Source organism: Croceibacter sp., from assembly GCF_002716225.1.
In the GTDB taxonomy this organism is placed as follows: domain Bacteria; phylum Bacteroidota; class Bacteroidia; order Flavobacteriales; family Flavobacteriaceae; genus Croceibacter; species Croceibacter atlanticus.
This window is the reverse complement of sequence record NZ_PAZX01000010.1, coordinates 1-13,757: the sequence shown is the minus strand read 5'-3', so window position 1 is coordinate 13,757 and position 13,757 is coordinate 1. Positions and strand designations below refer to the sequence as shown.

Genomic DNA, 13,757 nt, shown 5'->3' with positions numbered 1-13,757 from the left:
CTTTTTTGAAAAGTTTAGTCATTATACCAACTTACAATGAAAACCTTAATATAGAAAGGTTGTTGCGTAACATTTTTTCTCAACAAAGAAAATTTGATGTGTTGGTGGTAGATGACAATTCACCAGACGGCACTGCAGCTACAGTTAAGTTTTTAATGGAAGAGTTTCCAGATCAATTATTTATTGAGGAACGCCAAGGAAAACTAGGTTTAGGAACAGCATACATACATGGCTTTAAGTGGGCGCTTAAAAGAGATTACAATTTAATCTTCGAAATGGATGCAGACTTTAGTCACAACCCAAACGATTTACACAGACTGTATAATGCTTGTGTAAAACAGCAGGCAGATCTGGCTATAGGTTCTCGTTATGTTACAGGAGTTAATGTTGTAAATTGGCCTATGTCAAGAGTTTTGCTTTCCTACATTGCTTCAAAGTATGTAAGGTTCATTACCGGTATGAATATTCATGATACTACAGCAGGATTTGTTTGTTATACAAGAAATGTACTTGAAACGATAGATTTGGATAAGATTGCTTTTGTAGGCTATGCATTTCAAATAGAGATGAAGTTTAAGGCCTATTTAAAAAAGTTTAAAATAGTAGAGGTTCCTGTCATTTTCACAGACCGAACAAAAGGAGAATCAAAAATGAGTGGCAATATTATATATGAAGCTGTTTTTGGGGTATTTAAAATGAAGTTTAAAAGCCTGTTTAAAAAATAACAATGGATAAGATTTTAATAAAGAATGCACATATTGTTTCAGACGGTAAAATCCTTTTAGGAGATGTTTACATAGAGTCTGGTATTATTAAAGAAGTTGCAGATCACATAAGTGCAAAATCTCCAGATGTAAATGTTTTCGATGCAGAAGGAAATTACCTTTTGCCAGGAGTTATAGATGATCAAGTTCATTTTAGAGAGCCAGGTCTTACTCAAAAAGAAAACATACACACAGGCTCTAAAGCTGCTGTGGCTGGAGGTATTACATCATTTATGGAAATGCCAAATACTAATCCTCAAACTACAACTATTGAAAAGCTTGAGGAGAAATTTGAGATAGCAGCAAAAACCTCTTATGCAAACTATTCATTTATGTTTGGTGGTACTAATGACAATTTAGATGAAATTGTTAAGGTTAACCCTAAGACAACAGCTGCTTTAAAATTATTCCTAGGATCATCAACAGGTAATATGCTTGTAGATGATGAAACTGTTTTAGAAAAAATATTTAAAAATAGTCCTTTAATGATTTGTGCTCATTGTGAAGATGAAGATACAATTAAAGCAAATCTGGCCACATATACAGAACGCTATGGTGATGATATTCCAATTGAGTTTCATCCTATAATTAGGTCTGAAGAAGCTTGTTATAAATCATCTTCTAGAGCTGTAGAATTAGCTAAGAAAACCGGCGCTAAATTACACGTGTTTCACGTTTCTACCGCAAAAGAACTGGAGTTGTTCGACTCTAAAAAGCCATTAAAAGATAAAAAAATAACAGCAGAGGTTTGTATACATCACCTTTGGTTTAATGATAGCGATTATGACGCTAAAGGCACACTAATAAAATGGAATCCTGCTGTAAAGACTAAAAAAGATCAAGATGCACTTTTAAAAGGGTTGTTAGATGGTAAGTTAGATGTTTTAGCTACAGACCACGCACCTCACACTAAAGAAGAAAAAAAGAACCCTTATACAAAAGCACCAAGTGGTGGTCCTTTGGTACAACATGCATTACCGGCAATGCTTGAATTTTATCATGAAGGTAAAATTTCACTAGAGAAAATTGTAGAGAAAATGTGCCATAATCCAGCAATACTTTTTGATATTGAACAAAGAGGATATATAAAAGAAGGATATAAAGCAGATTTAGTAATGGTAGATCTAAATGCACCTTGGACAGTGCAGGAAGACAACATCTTTTCTAAATGTGGTTGGTCTCCTTTTGAAGGCTCTACGTTTAGATCACGTATTACTCACACATTTGTAAATGGTAATCTGGTATATAAGAATTTTAGACATTATGACGTTTTAAAAGGTGAACGTTTAACTTTTGACCGTTAATGAAATATAAACTCATCATATTATGTGCTGCTCTGGCAGTGTCTTGCCAATCTATAGAGCGTTCCTCTAAGCCAGACAACCTTATTGCCGAAGATAGGATGGTAGATATATTTTACGACTTAAGTTTAATTGAAGCATCAAAGCGTTTAGGAAATCATGATGTAGATGTAAAAGAGTTAGACCTTAATACATTTATATATGAGAAGTATGATATAGATAGTACACAACTTGTTCAAAATACAACGTACTATTCAGATAACATACCCAAATTTAAAAGTGTTTTTGCACGAGTAGAAAACCGCTTAAAAGTCTTGAAAACAGAATTAGATTCTCTTAGGTCTAAAGAAAATAGAAAAAAAGACTCCTTAAAAAGAGCTGCGGAAAATGTTAGAAAAGACTCGCTTTCCAGTTCTTTAGAAATTGCTAAAAAGTTAAATTCAAAAATTTCTAATTCAGAAGGTAGAGACCGCAATTAGTAGTGTGCTGCAGTATCTTTGATACTTTCATTTATTAATTTAAAATTATAATTTAAAGCATCTTTAAGTTTGTTGTTTGAGTAAACACTTTTGCTAAAAACACCTTTTATAGAGTCGTAGGTTATAGTTTTTTTAGTGTTAAAAAGTGTATGTCCTATACTTTGAAACGCCCAACCCATAAATACCATCCAAGACTCAAGTGTCTTTTTTGGTGGTTGTTTTTGTAAGGCATTTGCTATTTTATTTACAACACTATCAAAACGCAGACTTTCCGAAACCAGTATGTAGCGTTCTTTTTGATAATCGCTTTCCATTAAAGAAATCATAGGTTTTACAACATCAAAGACATCTACAAATCCTGTGGTGAGAATAGGTGTGTATTTTAAGCCATTGGCAACTTTTGTAAATAAAAGACCACTTCCAGATTTCCAATAACCAGGACCAATAACAACACCAGGATTAACTATTACAACATGTAATCCTTCTTGAGAGCCGCGCCAAACTTCCATTTCACCACCATATTTAGACCAAGCATAATGAGAATGAGATAATTCTGGGTTCCAAACAGTATCTTCTGTTATAGGCTTATCGTTAATAGTAGACCCTATAGCAGCTATTGAGCTTACATGACAAAGCTTTTTAATATCATGGTGTAAGCATAGGTTAACAACATTTGCTGTGCCTTCAATATTTATACGACGCATGATTTTGGCGTCTCTCACATCATATGATATAAAGCCAGCGCAATGATATACATGCGTAATACCTTTAAAAGCTTCAGACAAAAGTGGTATATCAAGTATATTTGCTTCTACCCAATCTATTTTTTCAAATAGCTTTTCTGCTTGTTCTTCATCATACAATTTAAAAACAGACAATACGTGCTCTAAGTTACTGTCCTGTCTGTGTATGGCTCTTATAGTCTCGGTTGAGTTTTGTAAAAGCTGAAATAATAAATGAGAACCTACTAAGCCTGTTCCTCCTGTAACTAAAATCATATTTCGAAGATAGTTTTTCTGCACCTAACAATGCGTTATCGAAATTGGATTTTTATCTTTGTCTCCTTAAAAAAATTATATAATGAAGACCAATTTTGTAGCCGAAATGACTTGGAGAGGTATGTTGCATGATGTTATGCCAGGTACCGAAGAACAACTTTTAAAAGAACCAACTGCGGCTTATATTGGATTTGATCCTACTGCAGACTCGTTACACATAGGGAGTTTAGTGCAAATTGTAATCTTAATGCATTACCAACGCGCTGGGCACATTCCTATTGCGCTTGTAGGTGGTGCTACAGGTATGATTGGTGATCCTTCAGGAAAATCTGCAGAACGTAATTTGCTAGATGAAGAAGCATTAGCTAAAAACGTAGCAGGAATAAAAGAGCAACTGTCTCGCTTTTTAGACTTTAGTGAAAATTCTGAAAATAAAGCAGAGCTGGTAAATAATTACGACTGGATGAAAGATTTTAGTTTTATAGAGTTTGCTAGAGATATAGGAAAGCATATTACCGTAAACTATATGATGGCTAAGGATAGCGTGAAAAAACGCTTAAGTTCTGAGTCTACTGTAGGAATGAGTTTTACAGAGTTTACCTACCAATTATTTCAAGGCTATGATTTTCTTCACCTTTATAGAGAGAAAAATTGTTTGTTACAATTAGGAGGTAGTGACCAATGGGGAAATATTACCACAGGTACTGAGTTGGTGAGACGTGTGGCTGGAGGCAAAGCTTATGCTATGACATCTCCATTGTTAACTAAAGCAGATGGTACAAAGTTTGGAAAAACTGAAGGAGGTAATGTTTGGTTAGATAAAAACAGAACATCGCCTTATAAATTTTACCAATATTGGGTAAATGCAACAGATGAAGATGCAGAAAATTTCATTAAAATCTTTACATTTTTAAGTCAGGAAGAAATTTCAGAGTTGGTTTTAAAACATAATGAGGCTCCACATTTAAGACTATTGCAAAAAACTTTAGCAGAGCATGTAACTAAAATGGTACACGGTCAAGAAGATTTAGACAATGCAATTAAAGCGAGTCAAGTTTTATTTTCAAAAACCTTTAAAAACGATATTTCACAATTAGATGAAGCAACGTTTTTAGATGTGTTTGAAGGTGTATCTCAAACTGAGATCTCTAAAATTAAATTAGAAGAAGGTTTAGATATGATTGCAGCACTCTCTGCAGAAACTAACTTCTTAAAGAGTAATGGTGAAGCAAGAAGAGCTTTAAAAGCGAATTCTGTTGCTGTAAATAAAGAAAAAGTCACAGAAGCCTATACACTTACTACAGATGATATTATTAATGATAATTATGTGATATTAAATGTGGGTAAGAAGAATACCTATATTTTAAAAGTAAGCTAAGAGAAACACTAACTCATTAAACAACTCATTTGAAAGCAGCCACAGTTAAACAACTAAAAGACGAATTGGAGATGCGCTCTCCAGTGGAGTTAATGCAGTTAACATTGAGGCTTTCTAAATTTAAGAAAGAAAATAAAGAACTGCTTAGTTATTTGTTGTTTGAGGCTGCAGATGAAGAAGAGTATATTAAAGAAATAAAGGTTGAGGTAGACGAAGCTTTTTTAGAAATTAATACGTCTCGAGGTTATTTTATAAAGAAGGGAATCCGGAAAATATTAAAACGACTTAAAACTTATATTCGCTATTCTGGCAAGAAAGAGACAGAAGCAGAGTTGTTAATATATTTCTGTAAGAAGATGAAAACATTTTCTCCTTCTGTATTTAAGAATAGAGTTTTAGCAAACACATATGAGCGGCAATTAACTATGGCATTAAATGCAATAGATAAACTACACGAAGACTTACAATATGATTATCGGATTCTTATTGAAGAATTAGATTAAAACACAAAAAATACCCTTTATTGGGTATTTTTTTATGTCTTATATGAGCGTAAGTTTACACTATAAGTTTAAGTAAAAATTTCTTATAATTTGACTAGACTAGCCTTATTATAACGATTTTGGAAAATTGGGGCTTTTCAAAATTTAAATAATATTAGGTCTTAAAACAGCTACCATCGGTAGCTGTTTTTTTATGTTTAATATATAGGAAGTAAGTTATCTTCTGTCAAATCCAAATTTACCAGGACCCATTAATGCGATAGCTGTAAAAGCTAACAAGTAAACAAGACCAAGTTCTTTAGAGCCTATAGGGTCATTTAAGTGTACTACAAACACTGCAACCAGCATTGTAACAATTAAAGGGATGCACGCCAATCTTGTCTTATAGCCTATAAGTACAAGAATTGAGCAAACAAATTCTGCGAACACAGTAAGAAAGAAAGAGATAGTAGCGCCAATGCCTAATGGATCTCCAAAAGAAAAATCTCCTTGTACAAGTTGTAAGAATTTAGGGATGCCGTGAGTTAGCATCAATGCAGAAAAGCCTACTCTCAAAATAAATAGACCAATGTTGTAATATGATTTCATAGGGGTATAGTTGGTTTAATTTTTAAAATTAATAAAGTTGTTTCAATTTTATTTCATCTAAAGTTGTTTATTTACAAGACATCGTAGGAAATAGATGAGAAAAACAATTCTTTTTGTCATAGCGCTATTGATTATCAGTAATGTATTATCTGCTCAAAATGTTGATAATTTATATTACTTATCTCCAGAAATCTTAGTTGGAAAAACACTTCCAGCCAATACAGACTTTCCTAATACAAATTTACAGACAGCTTTATTTTTTAGTTTCGGAACGTACAATTTAGATAACGAGCAAGAATGGGCTGTAAGATTAAACTACCCTAAAACAGGACTTTCTTTAGCTGTTATAGATTTTGGTAACCCAGATCAAGTTGGTCAAGCAATTACTGTTATGCCATTTGTTGAGTTTTCTGTGTTTAAAAAATATTCAGACAACTTTAATCTCAACGTTGGTTATGGAGCCTCATATATGAACACCCAATATGATTTTGAAGCAAATCCTTTAAACAGAGCAGTTACAACTAAAGTTAATTGGTCATTTAGATCATTTTTATATTACAATGTATTAAAAGATAAACTTACCAACTGGCGTCTAGGTTTAGGGTACATTCATCACTCCAATGGCCACACGCGCTTACCTAATCAAGGATTAAATTCTTTGTTAGCAAGTGTGTCTGCTACTATTAACACTTCAAAAGTAGAGAGTGTAAAACCACACAAACCCAAACTTGAGCAAAAAAGCGAAACATACACATCAAGTAGATTTGGATTAGGTTATAACACACTTTCAGACTCAATAAACACCAAGAAAGAAGTATATACAGTGGCTTTTGAAATAGGAAAAGTAATTAATAAAACCTTTAAATTTGGCGGTGGTTTCTATGCGCGTTATTATCAACATTTCTATGATTATATTAAAGATGAAGAAGCTTTAATTAATAGTCAATACCCAAACTTTAAAGACAACGCTTTTGCTTATTCAACAAATTATGGAGTGTTTGGAACTGCAGAGCTACTTCTAGGTCATTTTGGTGTAGAGCTAGATCTGGGTTTAAATCTATATAAACCGTTTTATAAGCTAGAGTGGCAAATTACACAAGGTTACAGAGCAGATAGCGGAAATTATGTATATGCAGATTTAGATTCGTATTATGAATTAAAACGAACCATTTCAAGTAGGCTAGGTGTAAAATATTATTTGATTACTAATAACAAATCGCCACAACATAACTTGTTTTTGTCTGCACATATTAATGCAAACTTAGGGCAGGCAGATTTTTCTGAAATTAGCCTAGGTTATACTTATAGGTTTAAAAATTAAGGTTTAACAACCGTTAAATGCTAATGAAGCCTTAGGGTTTTAGGATAACATTAACAATTCTGCATTAAACCCTCTTTATTTTTACACATCTAAGCTTCAAAGACCAACTATACATGCGTAAAACTATATTATATATTATAGCAGGAGTGCTCTTAATTGCTGCATTCTTTGCTATGAGAGCTATTGCCGATAGTAAAGACAAAGAGGCTCCTAAAACAAAAAAAGTAGTAAAAACAGTTTTTGTAGATACTATTAAAAACACAGATGTCCCTATAATTATACCAGCTAATGGTAATTTAGTGGCTAAGCGTAGAGTAGAGCTTTATGCAGAGGTACAAGGTATATTTAAGAACAGCTCTAATTTATTTAAAGCTGGTCAAGAATATAAAAGAGGTCAAACTTTAATTAGTATAGATGCTTCAGAATATTATGCATCTGTTCAATCTTCAAAAAGTAATTTATACAATCAAATCACGGCAATTATGCCAGATTTGCGATTAGACTATCCAGATGTGTTTCCTAAATGGGAAACGTATTTAAATAGTTTCAACATAAATGAAACAACGCCTAAACTACCAGAGATTTCCAACGATAAAGAAAAATATTTTATAAATGGGCGTGGTATCCTAACAACATATTACAACGTAAAAAACTTAGAGCAGCGTTTAGGCAAGTATAGAATTTCAGCACCTTTTACAGGTGTGCTTACAGAAGCTTTAGTAACAGAAGGAACACTAATTAGAGCTGGACAAAAATTAGGTGAATTTATAGATACAAGCACTTATGAATTACAAGTGTCCTTAAATAAAGATTATGCAGATTTACTTGAAGTTGGAGAAAATGTAGAGCTACCTAACATTAATAAGACAAAAACATATAAAGGAAAAGTAAGTCGAGTAAATGCTAGTATAGATCAAGCAACACAAACAGTTAGTGCATTTATCGAAGTGTCTAATAATACATTGAAAGAAGGCATGTATTTGCAAGCTGAATTAGAAGCAAAAACTATTAAAAATGCAATATCTATAGATCGTGGTTTAGTTAATGACCGTAATGAAATTTTTACAGTAAAAGATAGCACATTAGTTAGCCTAACTGTTAACCCAGTTTATTTTTCAGATAAAAAGGCAGTAGTGAAAGGTGTTCCAAATGGCGAGGTTATTTTGTCTAAACCAGTATCTGGAGCTTATAATGGTATGCTTGTAAAAGTAGTATCTAATGAACCTTCTGCAGAGACAAACAGTGTAAAACAAGATTCTCTAACTGTTACAGAAACACCTAAGTAGTTATGAGAAATGTCATAAGTTACTTTATAAAGTATCACGTTGCGGTGAATATAATGATCATCGCATTTATCATTTTTGGTGTTGTAGGCATGCTAAGAATGCAGTCCTCATTTTTTCCGTTATTAGAATCTGAAATTATAACAATAAGTGTAACGTATCCTGGTGCAGCGCCAGAGGAAATTGAGGAAGGTATTGTTTTAAAAATTGAAGACAACCTAAAAGGCTTGGTAGGTGTAGATCGCGTTACCTCTACATCTAGAGAAAATGGAGGTAGCATTACTGTAGAGATAGATCCAGATGAAAATATAGACGTCATGCTCTCTGAAGTTAAGAATGCTGTAGATCGTGTTCCTAATTTCCCAACTGGTATGGAACCTTTAGTGGTTGCAAAACAGGAAAATATAAGAGAAACAATAGATTTCTTTATTAGTGGAGATGGTGTAGACCTTGCAACGTTAAAACAAATTGCAAGACAGGTAGAGTATGATTTACGTGCAATGGATGGCTTGTCACAAATTACTATCGATGGTTACCCAGACGAGGAAATTGAGATTGCAGTTAGAGAGAATGATTTGCTAGCCTACAACTTATCGTTTGCAGAAGTTGCAGACGCTGTTTCTAGAGCTAACATAATTACAACTGGTGGTAATATAAAAACAGATGCTGAAGATTTTCTTATTAGAGCAGACAATCGATCTTATTACGGTAATGAGTTAAATAAACTAATTGTAAAATCTCAACCTAACGGCACACAGATATACCTGGAAGATGTTGCCACGGTAAAAGACCGGTTTTCAGAAACTCCAAATGCTTCGTATTTAAATGGAAGGGTTGCAGTAAGTGTAAATATTTCAACAACAAATAATGAAGATTTAATTTCTGCAGCAGAAAAAGTAAGAGCTTATACAGAAGAGTTTAATGAAAAATATACAGCACTTCAAATTATAATTGAAGATGACAGAAGTATTACATTAAACCAAAGAACACAGCTTTTAATTGAGAATGGTGCAGTAGGTATTTTGCTGGTATTATTTTTTCTGTCTTTATTTTTAAATACGAGACTCGCGTTTTGGGTAGCTTTCGGGTTGCCAATTGCATTTTTAGGAATGTTTATGTTCGCTGGATCATTTGGGGTTACGATTAATGTATTATCATTATTCGGGATGATTATCGTTATAGGTATTCTTGTAGATGATGGTATTGTTATTTCAGAAAATATTTACCAGCATTATGAAATGGGTAAAAAGCCTGTACAAGCAGCCATAGATGGAACTTTAGAAGTGTTGCCACCAATACTATCTGCTATAATTACCACTATTTTAGCGTTTTCTACATTCTTGTTTTTAGATAGTAGAATAGGCCAGTTTTTTGGAGAAGTTTCTACCGTTGTAATCCTAACACTTGTGGTGTCTTTGGTTGAAGCACTAATTATCTTACCGGCACACATAGCCCATTCAAAAGCATTAGTTAGAGAGACTGAAGAAGAAAAGCGCAATAAGAAAGGTATAGCAAAATTCTTTCTTAAAATGCGAAAGTTTAATGAGTATGGTGATAAGTTTATGAGCTATTTGCGTGATAAACTTTACGAACCTGTATTAAGAGCAACACTAAAAAATCGCTTCTTAAGTTTCGCCATTTTAGGGACGTTGTTATTATTAACTATTGGTTCCTTAATGGGAAGTGTTGTAAAGGTTACACTTTTTCCAAGTATAGCTAGTGATCGTGTTAGCATAAACTTATTAATGCCAGAAGGCACAAATCCAAGAAAGACAGATAGTATTATTTCTTTGGTTGAAGATGCTGCCTGGAGAGTAAATGAAGAATTTACAAAGCGACAAACAGGAAATATAGATGTGGTTAAAAACATTGTACGTCGAGTAGGTCCTGGAAATAATAAAGCTTCGCTACGGGTAAACTTATTGCCTGGCGAAGAACGTGATTTTGGTTCTCCAGAAATAACAAATGCTATAAGAGATGAAGTTGGCGAAGTTTATGGTGTAGAGCAACTAACCTTTGGTTCTGGCGGTAACTTTGGCGGAAGCCCTATTTCTGTATCACTCTTAGGAAATAATTTGGAAGAATTAGAGGGCGCCAAAGAAGAGTTAAAGACAATTCTTCAAGAAAAATCTACTTTAAAAGATGTTACAGATACAGATCCAGAAGGAATAAAAGAAATAAGTATCACATTAAATGATAATGCTTATGCTTTGGGCCTTAATTTAAGAGAAGTTATGAGCCAAGTTCGAGCTGGTTTCTTTGGCCTGCAAGCACAACGTTTTCAACGTGGGCAAGATGAAATTAAAGTTTGGGTAAGGTATGATCGAGAAAACAGAGAGTCTATAAATGATTTAGATGATATGCGCATTATAACCCAAGATGGTAATAGAGTGCCGTTTGGTGAAATAGCTGATTATACAATTAGAAGAGGAACAGAATCTATAGCTCACTTAGAAGGTTTAAGAGAAATTCAGGTAAATGCAGATTTGGGTGACCCAAATGCTAGTGCAACAGATATTCTTGCAGATATAGATGAAAATATTTTACCAGAAATTCTCTCTAAGTATCCAAGTGTTTCAGTGTCTTATGAAGGTCAAAATAGAGAAGCAGAAAAGTTAACTAATTCAGCTATAAATGTATTTCCAATTATCTTGTTTTTAATTTATGCAGTTATAGCATTTACCTTTAGAAGTTATAGCCAACCCTTGCTACTTATAATTATGATTCCGTTTAGTATAATTGGAGTTGCTTGGGGTCATTACCTACACGGTTTCCCTGTAAATATTTTATCACTATTAGGAATAATTGCTTTAGTTGGTATTATGGTGAATGACGGCTTGGTGTTAATAGGTAAATTTAATAGTTATTTACGGGAAGGCATGTCTTTTGATAAAGCACTTACAGAAGCAGGTAAATCTCGTTTTAGAGCTATTTTCTTAACATCACTAACAACTATAGCAGGTATTGCACCTTTATTAATTGAGAAAAGTAGACAAGCCCAGTTTTTAAAACCAATGGCAATATCTATCTCATATGGTATTTTTATTGCAACATTCCTCACGTTATTAATTTTGCCACTATTAATCTCTTTAACCAATTCAGCAAAGACAAAAGGGAAATGGTTGCTTACAGGGAAAACGTACAGTAAAGAATCTGTTGAGCGAGCAATAATGGAAAAGAATGATGAAGAGAAAAGACAAAAAGAATTAGATGAGGCAAACGGTAACAGTATTTCAGAGCGCAATACTAATACAAATGATGAGGTACAATGATGAAGTATAAAAACATGTCAGCATTTCTGTTATTGGCTATAACTTTTACTGTAACAAGTTTTAGTCAGGACTTGTTGAGTAAGGAAGAAGCTATATCTCAAATGCTAGTTAATAATTTTGGGATTAAAATTGCTGAAAATCAAGTAGAGGTTGCAGATAACAACCAAAGTGTTTTAAACTCAGGATACCTACCAACACTTACAGGAAATGCTAATGCTCAATATGATAGGTCTAATGAAACAAGAGAGTTTCCAGGTGCCTTCAATGAAGATGGTAGTCCAAGACCTAATACAGAGATAGAAGGAGCTGAATCACAAAGCTACAATGCATCACTTAATGTAAATTATTTGCTTTTTGATGGGTTAGGACGTTTTTATAACTACAAGCAACTTAAAGAAACTTACAACTTAACAGAGCTTCAAGCGCGTGAAACTATTGAGAACACAACCTTGCAATTATTTTCGGTTTATTTTGATGTAGCTAGATTAACAGAAAACTTAGAAGTATTTAAACAAGCTTTAGAAATTTCTCAAAAACGCGTTACACGATCACAATATGGGTTCGATTATGGGCAAAGTACCAAGTTAGAAGTCCTCCAAGCAGAAGTGGATGTAGTGACAGACTCTGTAAATGTCTTAAATGCAAAACAACAGTTATTAAATGCAAAAAGAGATTTAAATGTTGTGCTTAACCGCGAATTAGAAACTATAGGTTTTCAAGTAGACACATTAGTGGAGTTTGAAAACGATTTGCTTTTAGAAAGCTTTGTTGAAAAAGCAGAATTTAATAATGTAACGCTATTACAAGCTGAAAGCCAAACACGAATTAGCGATTTTGAAATTAAAGCGAATAAAGCCTTGTTGTTACCTAGTGTGGGCTTAACAGGAAGTTACGGTTGGAACAGAGTTAACAGTCCAGCATCAGCTTTTTTTCCAGGTTCTGTATCTAGAGGAAACAATTTAACTGTAGGCGCAAACTTAACCTGGAACTTATTTGATGGTGGTAGAAGCATTGTAGGTATAAAGAACGCTAAGATTTTAAATGATTCTCAAAAACTGCAAAAACAACAATTTGAATTACAGGTAAATAGAGATATTGCAAATGCCTTGGGAAATTATAGAAACCTTTTGAAAATTTATAAGATACAAGAGCAAAACGTTGAGACCAATCAAAATAACCTTGAGCGCTCCAGAGAACGTTTAAATCTGGGTCAAATTTCTTCTATTGAATTTAGACAGGCACAAATAAACTTAATAAACGTACAGACCAATAAAAACTTAGCTAAATATGATGCTAAGTTAGCCGAGCTAGAGTTGCTAAGGCTTACAGGTCAACTTTTAAATGTAGAGTTTTAAGTGTCTTATTTTATTCATAACTTTAAGATATGTACGAACACTTCTTTCAATGCCCTTATTGCTGGGAAACAATTTCAATGCTCTTAGACACTTCTGTAAGACAGCAAGTTTATGTTGAAGATTGCGAAGTGTGCTGCAACCCTATTGAAGTCGAAGTGAAGTTCGAGAATCACGAATTAGTACAATTTGAGCCTCAAAATTTAGGGCAATAATATTTTCAAAAATAATAGTCAAAATATTTCGTCAGATTGTGAATAGGTTGTATATTTGCCATCCCAATCAAACGAAAGGGAATTGTTTTTTGTCAAGCTTATGATTTGAAGGTTACAAAACCAAGTAAAAAACAGACATACAAATCGCGGGATAGAGCAGTAGGTAGCTCGTCGGGCTCATAACCCGAAGGTCACTGGTTCGAGTCCAGTTCCCGCTACTAACAATAGCTTAGCCCTTTATTTTAAAGGGCTAACTTGTTTTTAATAGTAAAGCCGTCACGAAAATGGCACAAGTCTAAAGTT

At 33.5% G+C, this 13,757-nt stretch carries 12 protein-coding genes and 1 tRNA gene; 11 read left to right on the top strand and 2 right to left on the bottom strand.

Going from position 1 to position 13,757, the window contains the following annotated elements:
- Positions 1-5: 5 nt before the first annotated feature.
- Genes CL818_RS07290 through CL818_RS07280 form a run of 3 tightly spaced genes read left to right on the top strand, consistent with a single transcriptional unit; the run spans position 6 to position 2,544 of the window.
- Positions 6-725, top strand: a complete 720-nt coding sequence (locus tag CL818_RS07290) for a polyprenol monophosphomannose synthase (RefSeq protein ID WP_272973085.1) — start codon at positions 6-8, stop codon at positions 723-725.
- A gap of 2 nt (positions 726-727) precedes the next feature.
- Positions 728-2,068 carry a dihydroorotase gene (locus CL818_RS07285; protein ID WP_219359915.1) on the top strand — a complete coding sequence of 447 codons (1,341 nt, stop codon included), beginning with the start codon at positions 728-730 and terminating at the stop codon, positions 2,066-2,068.
- Positions 2,068-2,544 carry a DUF4296 domain-containing protein gene (locus tag CL818_RS07280; protein WP_272973086.1) on the top strand — a complete coding sequence of 159 codons (477 nt, stop codon included), beginning with the start codon at positions 2,068-2,070 and terminating at the stop codon, positions 2,542-2,544. The genes CL818_RS07285 and CL818_RS07280 overlap by 1 nt, the downstream gene beginning before the upstream one ends.
- Here the strand turns inward: CL818_RS07280 and CL818_RS07275 are convergent.
- On the bottom strand, positions 2,541-3,542 hold the full coding sequence (locus tag CL818_RS07275; protein WP_272973087.1) for an NAD-dependent epimerase/dehydratase family protein: 1,002 nt from the start codon (positions 3,540-3,542) through the stop codon (positions 2,541-2,543). The genes CL818_RS07280 and CL818_RS07275 overlap by 4 nt on opposite strands.
- Before the next feature lie 82 nt (positions 3,543-3,624).
- Between CL818_RS07275 and tyrS the strand changes: the two genes are divergently transcribed.
- A complete protein-coding gene (gene tyrS / locus CL818_RS07270; RefSeq protein ID WP_272973088.1) occupies positions 3,625-4,920 on the top strand; it encodes a tyrosine--tRNA ligase in 1,296 nt (431 codons plus the stop codon).
- A gap of 29 nt (positions 4,921-4,949) precedes the next feature.
- Entirely contained in the window at positions 4,950-5,423 is a 474-nt protein-coding gene (locus tag CL818_RS07265) for a hypothetical protein (protein ID WP_272973089.1), read from the top strand.
- A 216-nt stretch (positions 5,424-5,639) separates the two neighbouring features.
- On the opposite strand, the gene CL818_RS07260 is transcribed toward CL818_RS07265, so the two are convergent.
- The gene (locus tag CL818_RS07260) at positions 5,640-6,011 is read right to left on the bottom strand and encodes a DoxX family protein (protein WP_013186089.1); all 372 of its coding nucleotides are present in this window, start codon (positions 6,009-6,011) and stop codon (positions 5,640-5,642) included.
- A gap of 94 nt (positions 6,012-6,105) precedes the next feature.
- Here CL818_RS07260 and CL818_RS07255 point away from each other — a divergent pair, with 94 nt between their 5' ends.
- From CL818_RS07255 to CL818_RS07230, 6 genes are all read left to right on the top strand, one after another.
- Positions 6,106-7,332 carry an acyloxyacyl hydrolase gene (locus CL818_RS07255; RefSeq protein WP_272973090.1) on the top strand — a complete coding sequence of 409 codons (1,227 nt, stop codon included), beginning with the start codon at positions 6,106-6,108 and terminating at the stop codon, positions 7,330-7,332.
- Between the two features lie 113 nt (positions 7,333-7,445).
- A complete protein-coding gene (locus CL818_RS07250) occupies positions 7,446-8,618 on the top strand; it encodes an efflux RND transporter periplasmic adaptor subunit (protein ID WP_272973091.1) in 1,173 nt (390 codons plus the stop codon).
- 2 nt (positions 8,619-8,620) lie between these two features.
- Positions 8,621-11,887 carry an efflux RND transporter permease subunit gene (locus tag CL818_RS07245; RefSeq protein WP_272973092.1) on the top strand — a complete coding sequence of 1,089 codons (3,267 nt, stop codon included), beginning with the start codon at positions 8,621-8,623 and terminating at the stop codon, positions 11,885-11,887.
- Complete coding sequence (locus CL818_RS07240; RefSeq protein WP_414646394.1) at positions 11,887-13,242, top strand: TolC family protein; 1,356 nt, start codon at positions 11,887-11,889, stop codon at positions 13,240-13,242. The genes CL818_RS07245 and CL818_RS07240 overlap by 1 nt, the downstream gene beginning before the upstream one ends.
- Positions 13,243-13,271: 29 nt before the next feature.
- Positions 13,272-13,454 (top strand): CPXCG motif-containing cysteine-rich protein, encoded by a 183-nt coding sequence (locus CL818_RS07235; protein ID WP_083798851.1) that lies wholly within the window; start codon positions 13,272-13,274, stop codon positions 13,452-13,454.
- Between the two features lie 145 nt (positions 13,455-13,599).
- Positions 13,600-13,672, top strand: a tRNA-Met gene (locus tag CL818_RS07230).
- Positions 13,673-13,757: the final 85 nt, after the last annotated feature.